Below are 26,126 nucleotides of genomic sequence, written 5' to 3' on the forward strand. Positions count from 1 at the left end.
AAAGCGAAGCGAAAACGTTAGTTACGTTTCCCTCCAACTACTCAGTGGCCACAGATTTAAATGCCCTTTGTAATTTTGCTTCAGGCCATGTTCTTGTGGAAAGAGGCGCTTTGTCTTTCATTAGTGTCGTGCCTTGATTGGGTTCTTTTAATATTACCGTACCGTATTGGTTGCTTACTTCAATCACATGTTTGCTTTCTAAAAGTACCACATCAATGCTGTTATCTGTAGCTAGATTACCACCCCAGAAATCGGTGCCGCGAATGCCAATAGAACCAATAGGGGTGTTTACGGTAAAGTCAGGAGAGTCGGTTTCTGTGATCGCGCCAGTTATCATGCGAAACGCCCCTTTAACAAAATCGAATGTGCCTTTTTTGGATTGTCCACTGGCGTTAAATTCGGCGACGGTTATTTCACTGTTTGCGCCCATGGTTAGTACACTACCATCATAAAAACGGAAAATAGCTCGTGCGTCTGCACCTGTGCGAATAACATCGCCTACTTGTAATTCATGGCCACGTTTAATGTTTTTGCTTTGTTTAGTAGTGGATTCAACTGTAACTTGGTTTTTAACCAGAACCGCTTTTGCCGTGGGCTCAGCCGACGCAAAAGGGATAAGAAATAGGCAGATCAGCCCTAGCGCATACGCTTTTACATTACCAGAAAGCGTCCTCTTGAATGTCAGGTGGTGGTGCGTCATATTGTTTTGTATCCTCGCTGCGCTGTTGCAGTTCTTGTAGTAGGCTGCCGGTTTTTTTAATGGCGCCATCTCGGGCTTGATCAGGCTCCCCTAGATCCCCCTCTGTATTCTGCCCGTCTTCGTCTGCGTTGTAACCACCTGCACGGGATTCAATTGCACGTTCTGTGCGTTTGTTCAATACAACGATTGCGATTCTTCGGTTCACTGGGTCTGTTGGATCGGCAATGTTAAAGTGGGCTTTATCCCCCATTCCCACAACTTGAGCGATTTTTTCTTCCAGTAATCCGGCATCACCTAGGGCTCTTCGTGCTGAGTTGGCGCGCCCTGCAGAGAGCTCCCAGTTACCTGCATCCCATGCATTGCTGCTCCCGATACTGTCAGTATGGCCGGTAATAGAGATTCGATTAGGCACTGAGGTCAGTATTGGAGCAAGTTCGTACAAGATGTCTTCAGCGTAATATTTTAAGCGTGACGAGCCGGGGTCAAACATGGGGCGGTTGGTTTTATCTACAATTTGAATACGTAATCCTTCACTGGTGATGTCCACTTTAAGCTGATCTTTGTACGGGCTAAGCGTGGAGCTTTGATTAATTTTTTCTTTGAACTCAGCTTCCATGGACTCAAGTCGTGAGCGTTCAATGGCCTCTGCTGCACTTTCAATCTCTTCGGCTTGTAATACTTTGGTAGGGTCTATGGTTTCGCTGGTGGCCACATTATTTTGTACAGAAGGGCTGCCACCTAAATCAATTACCCACTTACTTGGGACTTTTTTTCCATCCTCAAACGCAGCTGGGTCATTGAAGTAACCAGCCACTGAGGCAATTTCTTCTTCGTTAGATGAGTTGATTAACCATAGAATTAAAAATAGGGCCATCATAGCCATAGCAAAATCAGCAAGGGCTACTTTCCACGCACCACCATGATGGGCATGGCCGCCTTTTTTGATTTTACGAATGATGATGTTTTGCTGGTCAAACTTATCCATTAAGTGACTCCAGCAATATAGGATGGACCGGCGTTCGCGTCATGCTAGCGCCCTCTCACCTTGCTTTCTAACTCGTTAAAGCTTGGACGACCATGAGAAAATAAAACCTTACGGCCAAACTCTACAGCCAACTGAGGAGGTAAACCGTTCACTGACGCCACAATCGTGGCTTTAGCGGATTCATACAGTTTAATTTCTTCGTGAGCAATGTGTTCCATTTTACTGGCGATTGGACCAAACAAACCGTAGCCAAATAACACACCAGAGAAGGTGCCCACTAGAGCCGCCGCAATGTGTCTGCCAAGTTCTTCCATAGGGCCGTCAATGGCTCCCATTGTGATGACAATACCCAACACCGCAGCCACTATACCAAAGCCGGGCATGGCATCTGCTATTTTTTGAACTGCTTGAGAAGGGCCGATGAGTTCATGTAAACGGCTGTCGATTTCCATATCCATTAAAGCTTCAAGCTCATGGGCTTGCATGTTGCCTGCTGCAATTAGACGAAAATAATCGGCAATAAAATCAGCAAGAGGTTTATTGCTTTGAATAGCGGGGTATTTCGAAAAGACGCCGCTTTGCTGCGGGTTTTCCACATCCCCTTCGATGGACATCATGCCTTCTTTGCGACTTTTGTTCAGGATGTCATAAATTAAACTTAAGCAATCCATATACATACTTTTATTGGCTTTGCCGCCAGTGACCACTTGAGGCAATAGTTTGAGGGTATCAATATGGGTTGGGCCGGGGTTACTGACAATATGAGCGCCAATACCAGCCCCAAGGATAATCAGAAATTCATAAGGCTGCCAAAGTGCAGCCAGCACACCATGGCTACCTATGTAGCCATAGATAACGCTGAAAACCACCACTGTAAAGCCAGCTAAGAATAGCATTTCCGTGTGTCCCTCTGGGCCCTTACTGTCCTTTTTTCACGAAAGTGAAATCCATGGGCCCGATTGTTCAAAGTACGACTATAGTTAATTTAAGTTTAGAAAAGGTCTTTCCTCAAATCGAATGGAAGCAAAAAGCCCAAAAGGGGTGAACGCTTGGCTGGATTTAGCCACAAAAGCGAAATTACCTATCTTAAAAGTGTCAGCCCAATTGCTTACCAAGCAAATAAAATCGGGCGCTTCTCTGGCGGATATGGCTCACACCATAGAACGAGACCCCGTGCTGTGCCTGTATTTATTTTCGTCGGCGAATCATAAAAATGCCAATGGCGAGGTAGAAATCCTAAGTTTGAATCATGTCATCACCATGTTGGGCATGAATGGTGTAATTGATGTCATTAGGCAAGCGCCTAAAATGGCACTTTTAAAAAGTGATGCACGGCAAAAGGCCTATCTGCAAGCTCAGGCAAACAGCACTTTAGCTGGACGTTTAGTTGAACACTGGGCATCGGACACCCACAGCGGTTCCGCCGAAAAACTGAAGTGGGCCACTATGTTATCAGGTGCGCCTAATTGGTATTTATGGTTTGTTGCTTATCAGCCAATGACGCGATGGCAATTTGCGGTGCATCATGATCATTTTCCCAGTGCCAAGGTAGAAGCGAAGTTATTCGGTTGTCTGTTAGAAGATGTGTCCCGAATGATAGGTAGGCGAGTGCGTTTGCCTAATCTATCTCAGCAACTATTAGAGCGCGCGAACTGGCCAACTCTTAGAGAGTGGGGAAAAATTCTAAGCCCTAATCATATGATGTTTAGCGACGAGGATACCCAGTTACGCAGGTTGAAAAGTGCCCCAAGTACCTTAATGTTATTAATGAATCATCTTGCGCAACAGGTTCAGTTCGGTTGGATGCATCCTCGTTGTTTACGTGTTCAAATTGCTTTGGCTCATTTAAGTGGCAAAGAGTTACATCAAGTTGTGAAACGCAATCATAATTTGGCCATCGATATGAGTCGCAAGCAACTTGCTGAACAGATATTGCCTCCAGCGGTGTCGTTACTTTGGCCAACACAGTTGTTGAAGGAACCAAGCTGGGTACGTCGTGGGTATATTTGCTGGGAGAAAGATCCAGCCTCGCAAGCATCGGCTAAACCCAAAGTTCAAGCTGAGCGAGTGTTGCAACTTGTAGACGCCCCCCCACGAACAATGAATAAAAAAATATTGCTTGAAGCGTTGGAACATTTGAATCAAGGGGTTTCCGAATTTAATGATATTCACAATATTTTCTTAGCATCCAATAAAGCCCTAAGAGATGGTATTGGCATGGGTAGAGGCTTTATTAGTATTTTAAATAAAACAGGGGATTGCTTACGCCCTGTTTATTGTTTTGGTATCGAAAGTGACGACCCGATACGTAGCATGCGCATTGAATTAAAAGAGAATCGATTATTCGACAAACTTATGGGGAAAAGCGCCAGTTTTCGCATTGATAGCAATAATGTAGAGCAAGCCATTAATATGTTAAAACCTGAGGTGGTAAAAACACTTAAACGAAAAAACTGTATGGTTATGTCGGTATTTTCTTTGGGTAAACCCATAGGAGTGGTGTACGCCGATGTATCCCCCCAAGAACAAGCCATATCAGATACTGAGTACCAAGCCTTTAAAACAGTGTGTCAAAGTACTTCCCGTGCCCTTGAGCAATATACCAAGCGTAAATCTTAAATAGTCGAATAACACCTGACACAAGCTGCAGGCTTGTTTAAAATACTTAGATATTAATAGAGGCTGCGCACATGACCCTACCCTTGATTATTGAACCAAGCCAATTGGTGGCAAAGCTAAATGATGAAAACCTACTTATTTTAGATTTAGGCAAAATCGATACCTACCAATCTGCTCATGTGCCTGGTGCTATTCACGTGCCCCCGAGTGATATTCAACTAGGCGTGCCTCCAGCCCCGGGCTTATTGCCAGAGCAAGAGCGTTTAAGCTTATTGTTTAGCCGTTTAGGTTTAACCCCGCAGACCCACGTGGTGGTATATGATGATGATGGTGGCCCATGGGCAGGACGTATGATCTGGGTGCTCGATGCCATTGGTCACAAACATTATAGTTTTTTAAATGGAGGCATACATTCATGGTTGGCAGAACAGTGCCCAGTAGAGAGCAAAGCCAATAGCGCGCAAGCGACAGACTACAACGTTGAAGGCATTGATAGCAGTGTCACCATAGATAAAAATCAATTACTGCAAGCCATCGAGAAAAGCAGTATTCAAATATGGGATGCCCGCTCTATGGCCGAATACACAGGGGAAAAAGCCATCAGTAAACGCGGTGGACACCTTCCCGGTGCCAAAAGCTATGAGTTTAGCCGCGCATTGGATACCAGTGCTCATTTAAAATTGCGTGATTTAAATGAGGTGAAAACCGAATTAAACGCGTTGGGCATTAATGGGGAGCAAATCATCGTTACTCATTGTCAAACCCACCGTCGTTCGGGTTTAACCTATGTCATATGTAAAGAATTAGGCTGGCCTGTTCAAGCCTACGCAGGTTCATGGAGTGAATGGGGCAATGATGAAAGTACCCCAATAGAAACGAACAGCTAGTTAAAAGCTACAGTGACCATAAATTGTTAATGTTTTAGATTCTTCTTTTTATTTTTTTGGAAAACACAGTGAATAAAAATACCTTATTTGTTTTAAGCCAATACTTAATTCCTCAACATTCGTTAAGTCGCTTAGTGGGTTGGTTTGCCAGTACAAAAATTGGCTTTATTAAAAATACGTTTATTAGCAAGTTCGCTGCTAAATACGACGTGAACATGGATGAAGCTAAAATTGACGACTTAGAAGAATTTGCGTGCTTCAACGATTTTTTCACTCGCGAATTAAAAGACGGTGCACGTCCTATAGCCGATGCCAAACTGGTGAGCCCTGCGGACGGTGCAGTAAGCCAATTAGGTAAAATTGAATTGGGTCGTTGCTTTCAAGCCAAGGGTCGTGACTTTTCTGTAGTGGAATTATTAGGCGGTGATAAAGACCGCGCTCAGCCGTTTTTAAATGGTGAGTTTGCCACGATTTATCTAAGCCCAAAAGATTATCATCGTGTACATATGCCGTGTGCTGGTACATTAATTGAAACAGTTTACGTGCCGGGTGATTTGTTTAGTGTTAACCCAACCACAGCCGAAGGGGTGGATGGCTTGTTTGCTCGTAATGAGCGTATGGTATGTATGTTTGAAACCGAACATGGCCCAATGGCTATGGTGCTGGTGGGTGCGATGATTGTCGCGGGCATTGAAACCGTTTGGTCTGGACAGGTTTGCCCATTACCTAAGCAAGCTCAAGCTCAAGATTACTCTCAAGGCTCAATCAAACTAGAAAAAGGCGAAGAGATGGGGCGGTTCAAGTTAGGCTCAACCGTGATTCTTTGCTTCCCTGAAGATGCATTGAAATTTTTAGAAGAGGTACAAGCAGGTTCGCCATTGCAAATGGGTCAAGCCATTGCTTAATGCAAACAGCTTTGAAATGAATTTTTGAAAAGGCGCTTCGGTTAGAGGCGCCCCATTGCTTGGGGGTGCACTGGCGGGGCTCTTTTTTTAGTGACGCTCATTCTTTTTAAAACGAGCATAGTCTTTAATAAAGTGACCAATCCAAGAGGTGATTTGTTTACTTGAAACTTTAAATGTATTTAAGTAAGCGTCCCGTAAATCTTCTAATAATGCCCAGTCTTGTGGTTCGTGGGCAGATAAGTCAAATGCCTTCATGCTCCAATCGTTAATTTCGCGATGATCGATAGGTTCATCCATTAGCAGTTTAAAGTTTTGATGACGAGGGTCGTGCTGAATGCGATCCAGTAACGGCTTTAAATGTTCAGATTCCCCCTCAAGTATTTGGATGAATTTGCCATTATCAAAAAACAAAATACCGGTAATTTCATCGGAATTATTATGTTTTATGGCTGTGGCGAGTATGTCAGATAAATCTTTCTCTAGGCAGTCGATTGGTCGTGCATAATCGCTGATATACATAACAAGCTGCATGGTATTCATCCTGATGAACTACAATCAGTATGGCTTGTTATGTAAAATTTTCCAGATTAAGGGTGAGGCCTCATAGCCACATCATCTAGGCTTTCGATAATTTGCAGGTAGCTGTCAAAGCGGCGCTCACTAATGTGGCCGTCTTCTAACGCTTGTTTGATAGCGCAACCGGGTTCGGCGTTGTGCTTGCAGTCACGAAACTTACACATACCAATAAAGGGTTTGAATTCTTTAAAGCCTTCAAGTACTTCGTGTTCTTCCATGTGCCATAGGCCAAATTCACGAATACCGGGGCTGTCGATTAAGTCGCCGCCACTGGGGAAGTGGAACAAGGTAGCCGTCGTGGTTGTGTGCTTGCCTTTGCGGCTTTGCTCGCTCAATGCACCTACGCGGATGTCTTCATCGGGTAATAAAGTAGAGATGATACTGGATTTGCCCACGCCGCTTTGTCCTACAAAGACACTGATGCGGTCTTTTAGGAATGTTTTTAGGTTATCTAGGCCGTTTTCTATTTTGTTGCTGGCTTGAATAAAGCCATAACCAATGGATTCGTAATCGTGCACTAAATGTAAAAAGTGCTCTTGGTTTTCACCATTGATTAAATCTGTTTTGTTTAAACACAGGATTGGCTCAATGCCGCTCATTTCAGCAGCCACCAAATAACGGTCAATGAGGTTTCGATGGGCGTGAGGTTCAGGAGCCACCACAATCACCATGTAATCAATGTTAGCAGCCACACTTTTTAACTCGCCGTACATATTAGGGCGACGCAATTCGCTGGCGCGCTCGTTACGGGCCACCACTACACCATGCTCATCGTTACCAATGCGCCAAACAACGGAATCACCTGTGACTAAGCCACCTAGGTTGGCGCGCATGTGACAGCGCTTTTGTTCGCCATTTTCACCTTCCACTAATACTTGGGTGCCAAAATGGGCGATGACTAAGCCGGATTGCTCAGGGCCGAGATCGCTGCCTTCTAGTTCTTCGTGGATTTGTTCTTCTTTTTTGTTGGCTCGTTCACTGCGTTCTTGCTGAATTTTAGTAATTCGCCAAGCCTGTCGCTTACTGAGCTTTCGCTTTGCCATAGATATGTGTTCAAATTGGTCTTAAATGAATTATATAGTGCTTTGCAGCGTAAATCAGTGTTGTAGGCCAGAAAGGTGATGTAATGGAAAAGAAACACAATCTTATTTGGATTGATCTAGAAATGACCGGTCTAGAGCCCGCCACTGATGTGATCATCGAAATCGCCACTATTGTCACCGACGGGGATTTAAACGTACTGGCTGAAGGTCCTGTATTGGCGATTCATCAGCCAGATAGCATCATTGATAACATGGATGATTGGAATACCAAAACCCATGGTAATTCGGGCCTTGTACAGCGCGTGAAAGATAGCCAAGTCAATGAAGCCGAAGCAGTTAAGCAAACCATCGAGTTTCTGCAGCAATATGTGGGCAAAGGGGTCAGCCCAATGTGTGGCAACAGCGTGCATCAGGATCGCCGCTTTTTGAATAAGTACATGCCTGAGCTGGAAGACTTCTTTCATTATCGCAACGTAGATGTGAGCACGTTAAAAGAACTTGCCCGTCGCTGGGCACCGGAAAAACTCACAGGGCTGACTAAAAAAGGCTCTCACCAAGCATTGGATGATATTCGCGAAAGCATTGAAGAAATGCAGTATTATCGCAAAAACATTATGAGTATTTGATTGTTTGATGCTAAACGGAAGACACGTTGCCGTGTTTTTCGTTTATTTGTTTCAGGTGGCGCTTGGTTTATCTATAAGTTTGAAAGTGGTTATTACTTCTCTTTGTTTAATGCTTCTAACTTATAATAAATACCCGTCGCTACTGAGTTGGCATAATCTTCAATATTCTCGTAATCCATCTCTTTTGCGTATGCGGCTAGCTGCTTAACGAGATCGTTAACGATTTTCACTTCTTCGTGGCTACGACCACACCCATCGCAATGGGTGCCTTGGTGGGTACAACCACCGTTACATGGGCGATATTTCATTCTTACTACCTTTTTCAATGTTTTTTTCTTTATCGTAAACGGAAAAAAATAAAGTGCATTGATTAAGGTCAGTGGTTGGATGAATCGCTACTAATAAGCTATTCGCTTATAATTGGATGTGGATGCCAGTTTTAAGCGTTTGACAACGGTGTTTTGAAAACTTTAGATACGTCTCCCGTCTCCCGTCTCCCGTCTCCCGTCTCCCGTTAAAGCAGCATATCCTTCTCAATATTGATATATTCATCACAGCTTTGTATTAGGCCATTGGCGGTTAAAAATTCCACGCCGTAAACGGTGGTTTTCACTTTGTATTTATTGCGCACTTTCTCTAACAAAATAGCAAAGTCGCCATCACCACTTAATAGAACCACTTCGTCTACCTCAGGGGCGGTTTCCATCACGTCTATGGTGATGCCCACATCCCAATCCCCTTTGGCACTGCCGTCTCGGCGTTGAATAAAGGGTTTTAGTTTCACTTCAAAACCAATGCCGCGTAGGGCGTCTTGAAATTTAATTTGGCTATCAATACCACGGTTGATGGCATAGGCATAAGCGTGAGTGATAGTGCCTTGCTGACTTAAATCAGCCCATAGCTTTTTATAGTTAAATGCACGCTTGTACATGTCGCGGGTGGTGTAATAGATGTTTTGTACATCGACAAAAATAGCGATTTTTTTCACAAACGTGTCCAAATCAAAAATGCCAATATAGCAAAAAAAACACAGGAATGATGCAGCTGTGCGGTATGTGAAATTTTTGTGACAATCACGACACAGAGGCTCTAGTGAATTAGCATTAAGGTATTCTTGTTTATTTGTGTTTACCCTTATTTATGACGTTAAGTGTGGAGCCTTCTGAAGTGCCTGAATCTCTCGATTTGGCCCCAAAATTGATTGATTCGGTAGAGGCTAGCCCACTGCCTAATGGGGCAAATGGTTTTCACGAATTTGTGCAATGTCATAAAGGGCAATTAAAAACCTATGTGCCTGAATACTTAGAGCTGGATAAAATCATTGTGCAAAATGCCGATGTTATCCAAGTGGAACAATTAGCTCATATTCCCATTAATAATATTCACTTACCCATTCCTTTATTAACCATCGGCAGTCCAGAAACAAGCCAAACCACGTTATTAATTACGGCTTCTATTCATGGAGTGGAGCGTATTGGCACACAAGCGTTACTGGCTTGGTTGCAATCTTTGTTGCAACGTTTTCGCTGGGATAGCCTATGGCGCAGCCAGTTCGAAGAAGAGGTGGCTTTGGTCATTATGCCTATGGTGAATCCAGCAGGTATGTACCTCAACCAAAGAGCCAATGGCAACGGCGTCGATTTAAACCGACACGCCCCTATAGAAGCGGAAGACCCAGTGCCATTTTTATTAGGTGGGCAGCGGATAAGTAATCGCTTACCTTGGTATCGTGGCAAAAAAGCGGGAGCAGTGGAAATTGAGTTTACCGTATTGGAAAGTGTCATAGAGCGGTTTACACAACCTAATAAACCGGTATTGGCATTAGATATTCACAGTGGTTTTGGTTTTCGCAATCAACTTTGGATTCCCTATGCGTTTCGTCGCCAGCCTATTAGTGATGTGCCTTTGTATATGGCTTTAAAAATATTATGGGAGCGTAATTACCCAAACCATAATTATTTGTTTGAGCCCCAGTCTACTGCATATTTAAGTCATGGGGATGTGTGGGATTATTTTCATCGTAAGTGTCAAATGGAGGGTAAGTTATTAATGCCGTTAACCCTTGAAATGGGCTCTTGGAATTGGATTAAAAAGCGGCCAATTCAATTACTCAGCTTTAGTGGTTTGTTTCATCCAACTGTGCCACATCGTCACGCCCGTGTGCTAAGACAACATTTAGGTTTAATGGATTTTTTGCTCGCTGCAACCCGCAATTTTGAGCAATGGAAACCCACAGGCGATCAATGGTTTGCCATGGAACAAGTGGCCTTGTCTATGTGGTATCAAGACCTTTAAGCGGCTGTTTTTTGTTTGTCAGGTGCGCCTGCGAGTTGAGTATTGGGCTTGGCTGTTTGTGTTAAGTTGGCTTTAGCTTTACGGTGGGCTTGCTTGGCTTTATGCACAAAATAGCTGTCAATTGCATCCATGATGATACCGCTGACCAGTAAAACTGCCTCTGATGAGTGCTGAAACTCAAAGTCCAGAACCCAAAGATACACGGTATAAGCCAACAAGCGATGAACCCGCTCTAAGCGATCTACACTGTTACGCAAAAAATCTGAGCTGTGACGGCCATTTAAACGCCAGATTTGTTCTCCCCAGCGCCAAATATCTGAACTTACCCAAAGTAAAGCGCCCAATGCCATAGCGTCAGTAAAGGGTACAAAAGTGTAATGCCATACGGTAAACAAACATAAACTTGCAAAATGATGTATAGAGTAGAAAACACGGTAGCTGGATTTAAGCTGATGCCAGTCTCGTGCAATGATGCATAAGTCGAATAGATACATGCCAATTAATATCTGCATCCAGTATTGGCGAAAAACCTCACTGTCTTGAGGGAAAAGCGCGATATAGCATCCTATTGAGATAAAACATATTAGATAGTGACTGCGTTCAGAGCGGTGGGGGCCACGTAATAGCAGCATAATTGCAGCATCAATTATGAAACACAGGGCACATATAGCTAAGGTGGCCTGCCAGAATTGCATAAAATCAGAGCTTAAAAGCCCGCTATTTATTTCCATCATAATAGTACATTCCTTGTTCGAAGATTAAGAATACAGGCTTAGACAAAATCAGTGGAAGTAATACAGGCATAACTTCATGCTAAATACTGAGACAAAGCTGACGAATGGTCATCAATTTTATTTAAATAATATTTGAACCTTTACTCATATATTTGATGGCTAACAAAACTACCAATAAGACAACTAGATCATTTTCAGACATTTTCAGGCATTATGAAAAAGTGAAAAGTCTTGGTGCTAGGTACTAAACAATAAAAACACTTAGCGTCTAATAAAACGATTTCAAAAGGTTTGACCATGATTGCGGCTAGCTTTCTAATATTTTTATTAATATTTTTGTTCATCGGACTCAGTTCGTTAATTAAAAGCGGCAAAACTCAAGATGATTACCTTGTGGCAGGAAAGTCAATCGCTCCTTGGTTGGCAGGTCTATCAGCCGTGGCCACTAATAACAGTGGGTTCATGTTTATCGGCATGATTGGTCTAACGTATGCTACTGGGCTGTCATCTATTTGGTTAATGATTGGTTGGATAGCGGGTGATTTTTTAGCATCTCTTATTATTTTACGGCCCCTACATCGCGCCTCCCGATCAGATGAAATTCACTCTTATGGCGGCTTAATTGCCCATTGGTACGGGCAAAACCACGTTACTCTTCGCAGAATTGTTGGCGTGTTTACAATTTTATTTTTAAGTTTATATGCCGCAGCGCAGCTAAAAGCAGGCAGTAAGGCCACCATGGTGTTATTGGATTGGCAGCCAAGCTGGGGGGTAATTATCGGCGCGGTTATAGTATTACTTTATAGTGCAGCGGGTGGTATTCGTGCCTCTATTTGGACTGATGCCGCCCAATCTATCGTGATGATTATTGGTATGGTGTTGTTGATTTTTGGTGGTGTATCTTTAGCGGGTGGTTGGGATGCGTCTGTAGAAAAAATGGTAAACATAACACCGCATTATTTAAGTTGGTTTCCAGATACAGATTTTCTTGGCATAACACTTTTTATTTTGGGTTGGGTGTTTGGTGGCGTGACGGTATTTGGTCAGCCACAAATTGTGGTGCGATTTATTGCACTGGATAACGAGTCCAACATTAATCGCATGCGTGTTTATTATTATGTTTGGTTTACCCTGTTTTATGGGGCAGCCATATTAGTGGGCTTGTTAAGCCGTATCGCATTTCCTGATACCTCAGTATTTGATGCGGAATTAGCATTACCTGCGTTAGCTAAGTTGGTATTACCAGATGTCATGACAGGCTTGATTTTAGCGGCATTATTTTCAGCTACGTTATCCACTGCCGATTCATTAATTCTTGCTTGTTCGGCTTCAGTTACACGAGATTTCACATCCAAAGTTGGTAAATTACAAAGTTTATGGGCCGCTAAATTAACCACCGCTTGTGTGTTACTGGTTGCAGTGATCATTGCCTTAACAGGTGCAGAGTCTGTATTTGCACTGGTACTGGATGCGTGGGGGTTGTTAGGTTCAGCGTTTATGCCGTTAATATTATTGCTGGCATTGGGTAAGCAAGTTTCACAATTAGTTGCCATTATCATGGTGGTATCAGGGGTGGTTGCGTTTATAATTTGGCAACAATTGGGTTTAGGCGGACTGATTTATAGCGTGGCCCCAGGGGTGCTGGTGGGTTTAATGTGTGGTTTTATTGGTGATATATTGTTTAAAAATAAAGGGTCAAATTAAACCACCAAGTTTCCATGTGTTTCATTAATTATTGAGTGATGCTGAGACAGATAGGACTCTCAGCATTTTGTGTTGTTGCTATGGGGAGTGCTTGCATCAGTGCAAGTAGGGGTCCATGGGTTTCAACACGTTCTTTGGCTTCATACTTTTTCTGTTTATTTCATCTATAAGCTTTCTGCTGATTTGTGTCTGCTTTCTTCTTAGGAAACAGTGATGGATTTCACTTAAATTCAAAGAAAAGAGAATGAATGTTTATTCGCATATTATGCTTTGATTAAATCCTTACTTCCTTAAGTAAAAGACAGTTTATTACTAATGAAAAGTAATCAACTAAAAAAAATCCTGCTTGATAAAATTGCGCCTGTGCATGTGTGTCTTAGACTCATGGAAAGGTTATTTTTCTAGTATGCCAGAAAATTTAAAATAACTTTTATGACACAAATACTTTAATAAATGTAAAGGAATGACGTATGGGTATTTTTGATGGATTTGATCCAGTCAAAGCAGCAGAACAAGCCGCTCGTGCCGCAAGAGATGCAGCGAATGCAACCAAGGATGCTGCGGAAGATGCCGCAAACGCGACTAAGGATGCGGCAGAAACGGTAGCAAATGAAACCGTTAATTTAGCCGAAGATGCAGCAAAAGCGACAGTAGGGGCTGCTAAGACGGGTATTAATGCCGCGGCTAAATTATCAGTGGATACGGTTAAAGCAGCAACCAATGTCTCCCAAGACTTGGCCCGTGGGGATTTTAATGCCGTTGCGCAAGAGGGCGCCAAGCTGGCCAGTTCAGCACTCAAAGAAGGCATTCCTGTCATACAAGCCGTGGCAAAATTGGGTGATGGTGTAGCAGGTGAAATTGAAAAACAAATTGATAGCGTGCTTTCACCATTAAATTTAACACTGTCAGATTTTACAGGGCCCATTAATAAAGTCACAGAGGAGTTAAAGGGCGTCACCAATTATTTAATCACAAGTATACTCAATGAAGTGTTGAAGATTTTACTTTTGCAAAAAGCGAAAGACGCCATTAGTGATAAAGCAGAACTCATTGGTGATGTAGTGGGCTTTTACAAAAAATCAAACAAAATCCCAGCTCAATATTATGATTACTTAAATGACTCAGGCTTAGCGGTATTGAATGGGTTTGAACGCGGAGGGGAGCTAAGTGAGTTCCCTTTTACTAAGCATTTAGGTTCGTCATTTTCGATTGGTTATGACTTAGACGTGGGTGCTCGGGGTTTAAATGTTGGTGTTTCTCCCGCTTTGGCTATTGATACAAAAGGCGCAGCAAAAGGCATCTTTTCTTATGGTGCGGGTTTGAGTACGCCCGGTGCGTCACAGGGGATTCAATTTGGTTATTGGGTAGCAAATACAGAAGATTTAGAAGGCTTCTACTGGGCTGTTAGCCTGTCTGCTGCCAGTGCTGGAGTGAATCATATAGGAGGCTCCATTACTGTGGCATTTGGACTGCTAAATTTAGATTTTCAAGGTATTGCCTTTGAAATAAGTGCGGCAGCTGGCTCAGGTGCAGGGGCGAGCATTATGGTGGGCTCTACCTCTTATATTCAATAAAGGGTAAACCAATTAAAGCATGGGCAAGCCCGTGCTTTAATTAAAACTGATATTGAAGTGACGTTGAAATGGATGGCGCTTCTAAGCGATATTGGCCTGATCGGCCAAATACATTTCTACGATTCAAGTCCTGATCTAACCAACCTAAAACATTGTATGCAAAGATTCCGATTTGCATATTCTTTACATGATACTGGACGCTTAAATCCCAGTAATAACGGCTTTCAAATGCTCTGCCGCTGCCGTCTGTACGAGGTAAGCTCGTTAGGCTGTTATTGTTTTCGTATAGATTGTAATCGGCCATGGCCTCAGAGCCGTCTAAAGCCATTAATGCCCGTAAGGACGTAAAACCATCCCATTGAGAATTAAATGAATGTTGATAAATCAGCTTCATGGTGTGCTTAGCGTAATTGGCTAAATCGCTACCGTACCCATAAACAGATGCGCTGATAAACTGATTAGTACCGGCTTGATCCAAAGTAAATGCTTGCTCATCAGCGTAACTATAAAGCACAGAGAGACGATTTTTTTGCCATTGAATATGGGATTCTGCTTCTACTCCAATGGTTTTCAAATTGCCCAGCGGATTTATTTCTTGAGCACTGCTGTCCCAGCCAATCAAATCATAATCATTATAAAAGATACTGATTAAATTACGGTTATTTTGCATCCATTGATGCTCCCAGCTTAGCTCTATCGCATTGAGTGTTTCAGTTTGTCCGCTAGCACTTCCTGAGAGCAGGTAATATTCCCTTAAGTTATCATCGTCTGCACGACGAACTGAACGATTAAGTAAAACTTTTATCTGATTGTGTTTATTGGTTGTTAGTACAGCGGCTAATCTAGGGGAGTGCATCCATTGAGTGTAACTGTGTTTGTCTGATCTTAAACCAGCGAATAATGTCCATTGTGAATTAACATTCCATTGATAGTCGCTTAATACACTGGTCATGTGGGTTTGCCATTGGCCGCTATCAAGGTTAGTAAGGCTGGAGCTTATTGAAACCGGTTCATTGGGATAGCTAAGACTTTTTTTACCAAAATATTCATTTGAATATTCTATGCCTGCGGATAATTTATGCTCATCTTGTATTTGCCAATGGGCTAACAAGCGCATGTTGATTTCATCTTCGCGATAGTGACGAGAGCCAAATTCCACATCAAATATGTCATAACTGATACGTGCATCTAACCGAAGAGAATCATTAATCGTTGGTTGGTATTGACTCGTAAAAGTGATCTGCTGATAACCGATCCCTTCATCAATGGCACTGGCAGGGTCCTTGTTTGAATAGGTATTTAAGGATAAATCTCGGGTTTGGCCCCCTTGTGTGTAGCGCAGCCAAGTGGAAAGATCCTCATAACGGTAATCAATATGGAGTTTTTGTCGTAATGAATCAGGATACGCGGCCTTATAGCTGGGTACACTAAAAGGTACGGGTTCATATGCAATAGCACTGTCATTAGTGACAGCATTAGTAAAGTCGCTGCTGAATGTCATGGGGGCCTTATCATTGTCAGCGCCTAGGTATTTATCCACACCATAATAAAAATAAAGGTTGGCTCCTGAATCCAGTTGGTTCCCTGTTTGAAATTCAAAACTATAAAACTCTTCAAGTGCACCGGCTTTAACGCTGACTTTTTGGCCTAAGATATTTTCACCATTGAATGTGGTGATATTAATAACCCCTGCGATGGCACCCGGACCATAGACTTGGGAACCCGGGCCGCGAATGACTTCGATGGACTTAATGTCACCCAGCATGGATAGATAACGTTCGCTCACAATACCCAATGCAGTGTGCTCGTTCATTAGGCGACCATTTACCAATAGCAGCATTTTAGTATTACGATCACTGATAATACCGCGCATACCCATAGGGTTACCGTTGGTTTTTAACCACACCTGAAACCCAGGCACATAAATACTGAGCAAATCATCAAGGCTACGGGCGCCACTGCGACGAATATCTTTGTGAGAAATATAAGTGATGCTAGCTGGGATATGACGTCGCTGCGTATTAGTTAAGCTGGCCACACCTTTTACAGCGATATTCATGAGGGACTCAAGAGGAAGCTCAAATAAATCGACCTCATCATCAGATGGTTCAGCCAGTACTAAATGAGGCGTCCAAGTAATAACAGCGACCACTATCAGTAAGACTTTCATAAGTCGAGTATGGCCTTTAAGGATCTCGTTACAGTATAGTTTATAATGGGCAATACGCAGAATAGCCAAACAAGCATTAAAGGCCCTGTTAAAGCACAGCCTTTTAAGACGAGTTTTACTTTGAATATCAGGTTGATAGCTTAATTTAATGGCTTGCTTTTAAACCCATTTGAAAAAACCAAACTTTTTGTGGGTTATTATATTTGGGTATTGAGACACCTTTAAGTCATTTAAAGGTGCCCACATTATCGGGAAGGTTCAGTGTCGAGTTGAACACTTTGGTTGAGTATATCCTGTTGCCTACATCAATATAAAAAGAGGCATATCAAATGAAATATGAACAAAAGCTCTTTCCTCTTGTTCGTCGGATGTAGCAAAGGTGCGACCCTTTTGATACATAATACCTATTGCCAGCGGACTCTTAGGCCATCCGTAAGTAACACCTAACGAGGGGGCTACTATTTCATCAAACTCTACTTCTGACTCAATTCCATTAAGCTTCAAACTAATTGGATAGCCAAAGTCGAAAGGCGCAACCATATAACTCAAGGAGCCGCCATCACCAATAGTATGGGAATACTCCAAACCTATAGGTGCATATATCCCGCCTGAATTACTATCGTCTTCACCGCTTGGAACATCCGAACCACCAAAAGCGACCCCCAAATAGGAATTAATAATCCATTTTTCACTTTTAGTTCGTTTTTCAAAAAAACTAACGGAGGGCAAAGTGTATGATTTTAAAATGGTGGAAACTTCGTCAGACGTTTCAGAATCGCTGACTTGCGCAAAAAATAGTACGTGACGTTTCAGTTTATTGAAGTCATCAGCACTTATACTGGCGTGAGAACGTATCGCTTTGAAAGCAGTGACAACTTTCACAGTATTACTAGTGTTATCGTCTCTAAAAAGATCAGTTAACTCTATAAGCTCCTTGATATCATCAATGACGTTATCATTTTGCTGAGTTACCACTAATAATTGACTTTCTGTATAAGCAATAAGGCCATTTTGTAGCTCATGACTAGCCGATTCGCTTACTTTTAATGTCTTGTTTTTGAGGTGCTTCTTAAAGACTCCAATTATCTTTTTAACTGATTCATCAATTTTATAAACTGAGTCAATCTTTTTGATAAATTCTTTTCTACTGACGACGGGTGTTTGACACAGATTATCTTGGTTTAGGCCACCAAAATATTCTAAAGCGGCATTTATATTATTTGCTGTTTCGTAGAATGAATTAACTAAATTTATTAATTCTTGATCTGCTCCGATTGGTAATTGATTTAACGGGTGAAAGTTTCCATTATGTTTTACTTCAAGATATTGAAGTAATTCAATATAACCGCTCCACAATGTAGAAGTTTGTTTGCTAAATTCGAATGTTCTCTCAATATATCTAGCAGAAGATCTTGTTAATAATGTATCTAGATCATTTTCTAAGGATGATTTCCATAATTCTCTAGATATTAGAAGCTCCTTTAAACCAGCAAGCTCAAGATTCTCTCTGGTTTGACCAAAGTAACACTTCAGCGCATTATTATTTTTTATGCTTCTTTCAAAAATATAAAGGTAGTTATCATTAGCCCTATCTATTAGGAATTGGGAAACACCATTTATTCTTTCAGTCGTATTATCTGCGGATGCATGGGCAGCCCCAAACAAAAATAGAATTGACAAAATTCCTATTAAGTCATGCCTCATAATCCCGCCTCTTTGATTGCTAGCTTTTATCTGTATATGGTATTTAGAAAAGTATAACCGTTACAATGGTCATTATTATTAGAATCACCTTTAATCGTAACCTGAATCAAGTGGGCCAATTTTATCAACTAATTTGTAGTTGTTACTTGATACTTCACAAAAGTACTATAAGCAATAAACACGCTTACCGTATCTATTATTGTAACATCAATTGCTTTGCTAAGAATCGGCTCAAAATAGAATTCAATTTAACGTGAAGCTTTCCAAAATATAGACAGTTATATTAAGAGAAAAGTATTGCTCTTAATATAACTGTCCTATTTCTTCTAATAAATTGAACTTTTACCGCACAGGTAGCCAACCTAATTGCATGGTTATCCATAATTATTAAATTATTTAATACAAGACGCGGTCAGCACAAGAAAGCCATTCTAACTCGGTCAACTCACTTCAAATAGCCATTTTTTCGAGACAATTTGCTGCTCTGTCTGTATTGTAAAGGCCAATTTTTATCTACTGGCATTACCCCCTGCATATGCAGGGGGTTCTCCCTTGTAGAAAAGCACAAAAACAAAAATTAGGAGTAAAAATGTACAAACTTCACGGGTTCTCTTCGAGTAACTATTACAACATCCCCAAGCTGGCCCTTCTAGAAAAAGGTATCGAGTTTGAGGAAGTCCTGTCATACACCGGCGTTGGACCGAAATATAAACCAGAGTATCTCGATAAAAGCCCATTGGGTAAGGTGCCTGCTTTAGAAACCCCTGAAGGCTTTATCAGTGAATCTCGAGCCATCCTTGAGTACATCGAACAGGCTCACCCCGAACCATCGCTACTACCGGACACGCCCTTTGGTATTGCCAAAGTGCAGGAACTAGCACAATTCATAGAGCTGTACTTTGAATTGGTTGCACGTCGATTGATTCCTAACCTCTTAGGTGGCACAAAACCGGACCCAACGGTATTGAAGGAAGTCGAAATCGCTTTGGACAAGGCCGCAGCCGCACTGCCCAAGCTGTCGACTTTTAAGCAATTCGCCTATGGAGATCAATTCACGCTGGCAGATATAGCGGTCATACTGAACCTACCGATTGTTCGCAGTGTCGGTAAGGCGTTTTTGGGAAGAGACCCACTCGCCGATGTACCGGGTTTAAGTGCTTACTGTAAACGAATGGAAGAGCGCCCACTCGTGAAGAAAATACGCGCCGACTCGGCAGAAAACAGCCCCTTGTTTATGGCGCATTTGAAAGCTTTATATGGTTTTTAACCAACATTAATAGAGAGAAAAGTATGAGTCATAGGCGTTCCATACTTTTCTCTTACTAGGACTGTCTGATTAGGCTGTTTCTCTATGTGTTTTTTAAGGATAAGCCCTGACCACGTCTTCAACCCATTCTCTAATATTTGGTTGAGGTTTTAATGGATGTATAGGAGAGAAGTCTTGTGCATTCTTGAAATAGGCGGATTCCCCCTTAAACGGAGTAAATAAATCAAAATCACTTACAAAATCAATGTCTACAGGGTAGCTCTCAAGCGGTTTAACTGGTAACCATTCTTGCGGCACCCATGGGCTATCTATGTCTAATTCATAGCCATTTAAATACGCCATTTTTGCCAGCATGAAGCCCCAAGTAGAAATCACTTTGCTTTGAGCGGTCATGCCGTTTTCATTATTGCGGGTATACGCCACTCGTCCTTTTAGTAACGCGTGGATGTTATCTTCCATGAGCTGCTTATTACCCTCAGCCAATGCTTTAAAAAATAAAAAATCATGGAGGTAAGATTTACCAGCCTTGTATTTTACATTGCCTGCTAACGCTTGTTCGCTGCGTTCGCCTAGCCAGTCGAGTTCTTTCATCATGGCTAAATGACAATTAAATGTATGAAATTGCAGTTTATTAGGTTGTAAATAATGAGGGGGACGCCCTTTAGGCCCCGTCAAGCAAGGGATTACATGCCAAGCAAACCAATGAATTATTTCCGGGTTATCCGATAGCAAAGCAGTAAAAGCTCTAAACGTACCATAGGCTAAACTTGCGTCTGGCCTACATAAGTAATACATACGTTGAAACTTCGCTGAAATAAAAGCCAATTCTTTTATGGATTCAACTTTATGATTTTGATGCCAATCTATCAGGCCTAAAAATAAATACTTCACACTTAGTGTTAAAGTTTGAGGCGACGCCTTATTTTGATCACTATTTGTAAATCCATATTTGTAGCTATTTAAAACCTCGTCAATTTGACTTCGTTGCGTTCTCTCAAGTAAATATGGAAGATGCCCATCCCAATCAGGTAAATATGCCATTTTAATTCTCCGGAAATTTAACAAATAATTGAGACAGTCATATAAAGAAAATAGTATGGCGTGTCTATGATTCATTCGATTTTTTTATCGCACACCCACCGTTAATCATCCATACTTGTTCAAGTTAACTACTTTTCTCTTACTATGACTGTCTGATTAGGCTGTCTTTTGAATATTGGGAGAGTACGCAGAGGCTAATGAATGCTCTTTATGCTTTTCTTTCTTGATTTGACTGTCCTATTTATACCCTCCTCATAATATTGATTAAGTTTTTAGTTACAGCTAAGATACTATATTCAATCGTTGTTTAAAGCATCTATCATTATAATGCCTTCATCAAAAAAAGACTTAGAAGAAGCCAGTAAATTTTTAAGCTTTATCTTACGACATTCACCAGAATCCATTATTGAGACAGTCATACTAAGAGAATAGTATGAACCGCCTATGATTCATACTATTTTCTTATCGCCGTCCCACTGTTAATCATCCATGCTTGTTCAAGTTAACTGCAAGGATTGCAACATGCCTAAACCCAGAAAGGAACAGGTCAGCCTTGAGGCCACACCTTATTATCATTGCGTTTCACGCTGTGTGCGTCGAGCTTTTTTGTGCGGCACAGATGATTCTACGCAGCACAGTTATGAGCACCGCCGAGCTTGGCTAGAGGACGAATTACTCAAGCAAGCACACACCTTTGCCGTCGATATTGCCGCTTACGCCATTATGTCTAACCATTATCATGTGGTTTTGCATGTCAATAAACAGCAAGCAGATTCGTGGACTTTTGATGAGGTAATTGAGCGTTGGCACTCTTTGTATAAAGGCAATGTGCTTAGCCAGCGTTATCGCGTTAATCCTAAATTCAGCAAAGCAGAAAAAGACAAATTAGCAGAATTCGTCAGCCTATGGCGTGAGCGTTTGATGGACATTAGCTGGTTTATGCGCCGTTTAAATGAAACCATTTCACGCAAAGCCAACGAAGAAGATAATTGCACAGGTCACTTCTGGGAAGGGCGCTTCAAATCTCAAGCCTTATTAGATGAAAAGGCTTTAGCAGCCTGCTTAGCGTACGTCGATTTAAACCCTATTCGCGCAAAAATGGCAAAATCCCCTGAAACCTCAGATCACACTTCAGCTAAAAAGCGGATTGAAAAAGCAAAATCGGCTCAGCTAGCCAATCATCCCGATCAACAAGTGAAAGAATTGCTGCCTTTTGTTGGCAACCCAAAACAAGATATGCCTTTAGGTCTTCCCTTTAAACTCACGGATTATTTAGAATTATTGGATTGGACAGGTCGAATGATTCGTAAAGATAAGCGGGGTGCCATTTCCGCTAAGCTACCGCCCATATTGCAGCGGCTCAACATCCGCTCGGATAACTGGCTTGAACTGACACAAACTTTTGAAACAAACTTTAAAGGGTTAGTGGGCGAGCCAGAATCATTGAACAACGCCTTACCGTATTTTAATCGTCAGCGACGAACAAGCCTTCAAGCAAGCCAAGTTCTACTGGGCTAAACAATTTTCAGCCTTACAAAATAAAAAAATCTGAATCACTCAGATTTTTGGCGTGGGCGGAATCCCTTGAATGACTAGTCATCACCTTCTTCAATCAATACTTTTGTATTGGTTTTTCATAAGTCACATTTTATTTTGAATATTGGAAAAGTACGCAGAGGCTAATGAATGTCTTTTATGTTTTACTTTCTTAATATGACTGTCATATTTATTTCGAATCAATTAAAAACTCTTGGCCTGCCCAAATTCTAGAAACTAATTCATTATCTTCATTTAAGTACATTTTATAGTATTCATTAAACTTATCTTTTGGGCAGCTCTCTTCAATAAACCATAAAAAATCCCCATTTTTACTGAAAGCTCCAATATTACGATTATCAAATGTTTTACCGTCGACAACGTACCTAAAAATTATTTTTTCTGATGAATACAGCACTTCTTCTACAGGGCGCGGCAAATCTTTTTTAACGCCCTTTATAAAGAGTACCCCATTCAGAATATAATATAGTTCTTCTCGCATAAACTACTCAATGTTAACTATTGATTCTCTATCAAGCCAATCAGGTGTAACCCAATCTGTAGTGTAATATTGCTCTCCACCTCCACTCCCCCATGAATCTACACTATTTGCCTTCCCAACATACATGTTGGTGTTGCTAGGAACCCTTACAGGTATCATCTTAGTAGGCAAGTCTGGCAGTGCATTCTTAATATGACTGTCATATTTATTTCAAATAGGCTATTTATCTTCTTTATTTAATCCTTAGTTCGTTAATATTCACTTTCTGGAATGATACCCGTTTTATAAAGCTCCTTTTCTCCAAAGCGCTTGATGATTTCTTCCGGCGATTTATAGTCAAGTTCAACAAGCCGAGCATATTTTAACAGCATTTCTGATCGCCATTTCTTATCTGTTACAAAGCGATCCCAAAGTACAGCTGGGACCGTCAAGTGACCTCCATCTGAAAGGTCCAAATAATAAAATCCCAACTTTATTTCTTTATCATTTTCACTATGTTTAGAATAATCTCTAGGACAATCCGGAAATTTAGTGAAAGCATACTTAAAATCTTCAGGTACAATACCCGTCCTACTTTCACTATCCTGAACTTTATCATTAAAAACACGCCCACCTAGAGTAACAGTTTTTTTAGGGTACTTTTCTGTATAAACAGTCTTTCCATAGATCGCAAATAACTCATTCCTCCATTCCTCATCAAATACAAACCTAGGCCAAAACTGAGCTGGCAACGTTAAAACCTTCCCCCCCCCAGAGCCTTTACTTGGGGGGGGCAGCTCTAAATAGCTCTATTGATAAATGAGTTTCTTTTAATACCTCATATTCTTCGGGGCAGCCTCGATATTTTTTCATGCTAACCTCCAAAGAAATCATCTATTGACTTTGTGTTGTAATGTTTCTCAAAGGTAGAACCAGAATATGTTGCTTCTGGCATTCCACCCGACGTAAAGCCACCTGGAATCCAATGTTTATTAACGCCATCTTTATTAATTGTTGGTAGCGATATTTTTGAATTTACATCATCAGTCATGGCATTTACAGTACAGAACTAAATAAGACAGTCATATTAAGAGAAAAGTATAAAGCGTCAATAATTAATAACTATTCTCTTCGCTCACCCATCGTTAATCATCCATGCTTGTTCAAGTTAATTGCAAGGATTGCAACATGCCTAAATCAAGGAAGGAAAAGGCCAGTCTTGGTATCACAGTTTATTCTATTGTGTTTTACGAGTGTCGTTGCTTTTTTCTAGCACCGATAAATATGGCGTGAGTAATTGTTAGTATTGGCGTGCTTGGCTAGGACTTAGCCTGATAACATTGTTACGCTTAAATTTTTCTTTGTTGTTCAATCGCCCACGCCACGTGCTCTTGCACTAACTCTGATGGGAAGTCTTTCTTCTCATTCAATGCCTGCATCACCTCTTGTGAATAAGGCCCATTGCCTAATGCCACGGCGATGTTTCTTAACCAACGCTCATGGCCTGCACGGCGAATAGGCGTGCCTTCGGTTTTATTTAAAAAAGTTTTTTCATCCCATGCGAATAATTCCAACAAAGTGGCGGTATCGAGATTATGTCTTGGGGTAAAGTCTGGCTCTTGTGAGGGGGTGGTGAATTTATTCCACGGGCAGCACAGCTGGCAGTCATCGCAGCCAAAAATGCGATTACCCATTTTACTGCGTAGCTCAACGGGAATAGCCGTTTTTAATTCGATGGTTAAATACGATATGCATTTGCGCCCATCCACTATGTGGTTGTCCACAATGGCGCCGGTTGGGCAGGCGGGAATACACGCGCTGCAACTGCCGCAGTTCATGTCGGTATATGGTTCATCAATCGGTAAGGGGAGGTTGGTGAATAATTCCCCTAAGAAAAAGTAACTGCCTGCTTTTGGGTTGATGAGCATGGCGTTTTTGCCAATCCAGCCCATGCCTGATTTTTGCGCTAGGCCGCGTTCTAATACGGGGGCGCTATCCACAAAGGCGCGCATGTTTGGGGTGATGTTTAAACCTTCAATGGCTTGTTCAATTTTTTTACCCAGCTGGGTGATGCGTTTACGCATGAGTTTGTGGTAGTCACGGCCAAGGGCATAGCGGCTGATATACGCTTGGTTTGGGTTGTTCAATACGCGGATGGTTTGTACTTCTGGTGCCATGTAATCCATGCGTAAGGTGATGATGCGATAGGTTTCTGGATGAAGTTTTTCAGGGCGATAGCGCATGTCACCATGGTCGGCCATGTAGGCCATTTCACCATGATAATTTTTAGCCAGCCAAGCTTGCAGGCGCTCACCATGTTCTTTTAAATCAATATCGGTGATGCCCACCTGAGCAAAGCCCAACTGTCTACCCCAAGTTTTGATTTCTTGGGCCAGTTGTCGGCTGTGTTCAGGGGTAAGTGTATTGCTCATGTTTTATATTAAAAACCAAATTTTCGTGAAACGCTAAAGCTAAAATCAAAGGTTGAAAACGTATAGGCGCTGTCTAAATCTTGATTGTAGTTGCTGCCAGAAATCTCAGTTATCCATTTGTGATATTCGTAAGCTAGATAAATTCGTGCACCATAGCTTAACCCGTCCGACTCGTAGGTACGGAATTCGCAATTGAGCAAGCCAGCTGGACTCACGTTGTTTAACACAAATTGTGTGCCTGCATCGTAGCAGACAGAGTTGGTTGTATCATTAGTAACATAGGCATTGCCTTTTACTTTTGAGTAGCCAGCAGTTAATCCTATACCAAGAGTGAAAAAGTTATCCCTTTGTGAAAGGTGATCTCCAAAACTGTAAAAAAGGGTTGGCGTAAATGCAATAACCGTCATTTTACTATAAGTTTGCATGTCAATTTCTTTACTTTGACTGCCCCGTTCAATGTATTGGTTAAAGGCCGTATCAGAAAAGTAACTGGCCCCTAGTTGATACCCAAAATTAGAGTTTTTAAAATAGTTATCACCTAAGCTGGCGGTTAGTAATGGAGATAGAGAGAACTCACCTTTCATTTCATATGCGGTTTCTGAAGTGCTGGTGTTTTTAAAACTCATTGAGCGCTGTGAAATATCCAGCCCAATTTTAAGATAAGCATTTTTCAAAAAGGCCAATGTAGTTTTGCCACATTCAGAATGCTTTATTTGTTCTAACAATACCTCGCAGTCATCCACATACTTGGTTTGCTCTTTATCTAAAGAAAGGGCAAGGGAAAGTTGAGAAAAGGCTAGCAATAAAAGAGTAAAGTATTTCACGGGAGTCCCTTCAGATAAAATGT

The 26,126-nt window shown here is 41.7% G+C and carries 25 protein-coding genes; 9 read left to right on the top strand and 16 right to left on the bottom strand.

Annotated features, from left to right (window positions below):
* Positions 1 to 37 precede the first annotated feature (37 nt).
* From ABWV45_RS07820 to motA, 3 genes are read right to left on the bottom strand one after another with little or no spacing between them, the layout of a single operon-like run.
* Positions 38 to 700 (bottom strand): FecR family protein, encoded by a 663-nt coding sequence (locus ABWV45_RS07820; protein ID WP_353350377.1) that lies wholly within the window; start codon positions 698 to 700, stop codon positions 38 to 40.
* Positions 657 to 1,685, bottom strand: coding sequence for a flagellar motor protein MotB (motB, locus tag ABWV45_RS07825; RefSeq protein WP_353350379.1), 1,029 nt, complete (start codon positions 1,683 to 1,685; stop codon positions 657 to 659). Before motB ends, ABWV45_RS07820 begins: the two co-directional genes overlap by 44 nt.
* A gap of 44 nt (positions 1,686 to 1,729) precedes the next feature.
* Positions 1,730 to 2,581 carry a flagellar motor stator protein MotA gene (gene motA, locus ABWV45_RS07830; protein ID WP_353350381.1) on the bottom strand — a complete coding sequence of 284 codons (852 nt, stop codon included), beginning with the start codon at positions 2,579 to 2,581 and terminating at the stop codon, positions 1,730 to 1,732.
* 121 nt (positions 2,582 to 2,702) lie between these two features.
* Between motA and ABWV45_RS07835 the strand changes: the two genes are divergently transcribed.
* The 3 genes from ABWV45_RS07835 to asd all read left to right on the top strand — a co-directional run bounded on the left by ABWV45_RS07835 (position 2,703) and on the right by asd (position 6,096).
* Positions 2,703 to 4,304, top strand: a complete 1,602-nt coding sequence (locus ABWV45_RS07835; protein WP_353350383.1) for an HDOD domain-containing protein — start codon at positions 2,703 to 2,705, stop codon at positions 4,302 to 4,304.
* Between the two features lie 71 nt (positions 4,305 to 4,375).
* On the top strand, positions 4,376 to 5,191 hold the full coding sequence (locus ABWV45_RS07840) for a sulfurtransferase (protein WP_353350385.1): 816 nt from the start codon (positions 4,376 to 4,378) through the stop codon (positions 5,189 to 5,191).
* 68 nt (positions 5,192 to 5,259) lie between these two features.
* On the top strand, positions 5,260 to 6,096 hold the full coding sequence (asd, locus tag ABWV45_RS07845) for an archaetidylserine decarboxylase (protein WP_353350387.1): 837 nt from the start codon (positions 5,260 to 5,262) through the stop codon (positions 6,094 to 6,096).
* A gap of 87 nt (positions 6,097 to 6,183) precedes the next feature.
* On the opposite strand, the gene ABWV45_RS07850 is transcribed toward asd, so the two are convergent.
* Positions 6,184 to 6,627, bottom strand: a complete 444-nt coding sequence (locus ABWV45_RS07850) for a BLUF domain-containing protein (protein ID WP_353350389.1) — start codon at positions 6,625 to 6,627, stop codon at positions 6,184 to 6,186.
* Positions 6,628 to 6,683: 56 nt separating this feature from the next.
* Positions 6,684 to 7,715: a small ribosomal subunit biogenesis GTPase RsgA gene (gene rsgA / locus ABWV45_RS07855; protein WP_353350391.1), complete on the bottom strand. Its 1,032-nt coding sequence runs from the start codon at positions 7,713 to 7,715 to the stop codon at positions 6,684 to 6,686.
* 83 nt (positions 7,716 to 7,798) lie between these two features.
* On the opposite strand from rsgA, the gene orn reads away from it, so the two are divergent.
* Positions 7,799 to 8,341 (top strand): oligoribonuclease, encoded by a 543-nt coding sequence (gene orn, locus ABWV45_RS07860; RefSeq protein WP_353350393.1) that lies wholly within the window; start codon positions 7,799 to 7,801, stop codon positions 8,339 to 8,341.
* Positions 8,342 to 8,433: 92 nt separating this feature from the next.
* Here orn and ABWV45_RS07865 read toward each other — a convergent pair whose 3' ends face one another.
* A complete protein-coding gene (locus tag ABWV45_RS07865) occupies positions 8,434 to 8,649 on the bottom strand; it encodes a hypothetical protein (protein ID WP_353350395.1) in 216 nt (71 codons plus the stop codon).
* 206 nt (positions 8,650 to 8,855) lie between these two features.
* Positions 8,856 to 9,329 (bottom strand): LabA-like NYN domain-containing protein, encoded by a 474-nt coding sequence (locus tag ABWV45_RS07870; protein WP_353350397.1) that lies wholly within the window; start codon positions 9,327 to 9,329, stop codon positions 8,856 to 8,858.
* Between the two features lie 152 nt (positions 9,330 to 9,481).
* Between ABWV45_RS07870 and ABWV45_RS07875 the strand changes: the two genes are divergently transcribed.
* Complete coding sequence (locus ABWV45_RS07875; protein WP_353350399.1) at positions 9,482 to 10,636, top strand: DUF2817 domain-containing protein; 1,155 nt, start codon at positions 9,482 to 9,484, stop codon at positions 10,634 to 10,636.
* Here the strand turns inward: ABWV45_RS07875 and ABWV45_RS07880 are convergent.
* Positions 10,633 to 11,370 carry a hypothetical protein gene (locus ABWV45_RS07880; protein ID WP_353350401.1) on the bottom strand — a complete coding sequence of 246 codons (738 nt, stop codon included), beginning with the start codon at positions 11,368 to 11,370 and terminating at the stop codon, positions 10,633 to 10,635. The genes ABWV45_RS07875 and ABWV45_RS07880 overlap by 4 nt on opposite strands.
* A 297-nt stretch (positions 11,371 to 11,667) precedes the next feature.
* On the opposite strand from ABWV45_RS07880, the gene ABWV45_RS07885 reads away from it, so the two are divergent.
* Together ABWV45_RS07885 and ABWV45_RS07890 are read left to right on the top strand one after the other, a co-directional pair.
* The gene (locus ABWV45_RS07885; protein ID WP_353350403.1) at positions 11,668 to 13,074 is read left to right on the top strand and encodes a sodium/proline symporter; all 1,407 of its coding nucleotides are present in this window, start codon (positions 11,668 to 11,670) and stop codon (positions 13,072 to 13,074) included.
* Between the two features lie 470 nt (positions 13,075 to 13,544).
* Entirely contained in the window at positions 13,545 to 14,648 is a 1,104-nt protein-coding gene (locus ABWV45_RS07890; RefSeq protein ID WP_353350405.1) for a hypothetical protein, read from the top strand.
* A gap of 40 nt (positions 14,649 to 14,688) precedes the next feature.
* On the opposite strand, the gene ABWV45_RS07895 is transcribed toward ABWV45_RS07890, so the two are convergent.
* Together ABWV45_RS07895 and ABWV45_RS07900 are read right to left on the bottom strand one after the other, a co-directional pair.
* Entirely contained in the window at positions 14,689 to 16,818 is a 2,130-nt protein-coding gene (locus ABWV45_RS07895) for a TonB-dependent receptor plug domain-containing protein (RefSeq protein ID WP_353350407.1), read from the bottom strand.
* 300 nt (positions 16,819 to 17,118) lie between these two features.
* Complete coding sequence (locus ABWV45_RS07900) at positions 17,119 to 18,522, bottom strand: hypothetical protein (RefSeq protein WP_353350409.1); 1,404 nt, start codon at positions 18,520 to 18,522, stop codon at positions 17,119 to 17,121.
* 589 nt (positions 18,523 to 19,111) lie between these two features.
* Here ABWV45_RS07900 and ABWV45_RS07905 point away from each other — a divergent pair.
* Positions 19,112 to 19,789 (top strand): glutathione S-transferase family protein, encoded by a 678-nt coding sequence (locus ABWV45_RS07905; protein WP_353350411.1) that lies wholly within the window; start codon positions 19,112 to 19,114, stop codon positions 19,787 to 19,789.
* Between the two features lie 93 nt (positions 19,790 to 19,882).
* Here ABWV45_RS07905 and ABWV45_RS07910 read toward each other — a convergent pair whose 3' ends face one another.
* On the bottom strand, positions 19,883 to 20,830 hold the full coding sequence (locus ABWV45_RS07910; protein ID WP_353350413.1) for an Imm49 family immunity protein: 948 nt from the start codon (positions 20,828 to 20,830) through the stop codon (positions 19,883 to 19,885).
* A gap of 522 nt (positions 20,831 to 21,352) precedes the next feature.
* Here ABWV45_RS07910 and ABWV45_RS07915 point away from each other — a divergent pair.
* Entirely contained in the window at positions 21,353 to 22,348 is a 996-nt protein-coding gene (locus tag ABWV45_RS07915; RefSeq protein ID WP_353350415.1) for a transposase, read from the top strand.
* A gap of 208 nt (positions 22,349 to 22,556) precedes the next feature.
* Here the strand turns inward: ABWV45_RS07915 and ABWV45_RS07920 are convergent, their stop codons facing one another.
* From ABWV45_RS07920 to ABWV45_RS07940, 5 genes are all read right to left on the bottom strand, one after another.
* The gene (locus tag ABWV45_RS07920; RefSeq protein WP_353350417.1) at positions 22,557 to 22,868 is read right to left on the bottom strand and encodes a DUF7957 family protein; all 312 of its coding nucleotides are present in this window, start codon (positions 22,866 to 22,868) and stop codon (positions 22,557 to 22,559) included.
* 251 nt (positions 22,869 to 23,119) lie between these two features.
* Entirely contained in the window at positions 23,120 to 23,599 is a 480-nt protein-coding gene (locus ABWV45_RS07925; protein WP_353350419.1) for a hypothetical protein, read from the bottom strand.
* Positions 23,600 to 23,721: 122 nt separating this feature from the next.
* Positions 23,722 to 23,898, bottom strand: coding sequence for a hypothetical protein (locus tag ABWV45_RS07930; protein WP_353350421.1), 177 nt, complete (start codon positions 23,896 to 23,898; stop codon positions 23,722 to 23,724).
* Between the two features lie 298 nt (positions 23,899 to 24,196).
* On the bottom strand, positions 24,197 to 25,279 hold the full coding sequence (gene queG / locus ABWV45_RS07935) for a tRNA epoxyqueuosine(34) reductase QueG (RefSeq protein ID WP_353350423.1): 1,083 nt from the start codon (positions 25,277 to 25,279) through the stop codon (positions 24,197 to 24,199).
* Between the two features lie 8 nt (positions 25,280 to 25,287).
* Positions 25,288 to 26,103, bottom strand: coding sequence for a hypothetical protein (locus tag ABWV45_RS07940; RefSeq protein ID WP_353350425.1), 816 nt, complete (start codon positions 26,101 to 26,103; stop codon positions 25,288 to 25,290).
* Between the last annotated feature and the right edge of the window lie 23 nt (positions 26,104 to 26,126).

Source organism: Oceaniserpentilla sp. 4NH20-0058 (assembly GCF_040371755.1).
Lineage (GTDB): Bacteria > Pseudomonadota > Gammaproteobacteria > Pseudomonadales > Oceanobacteraceae > Bermanella.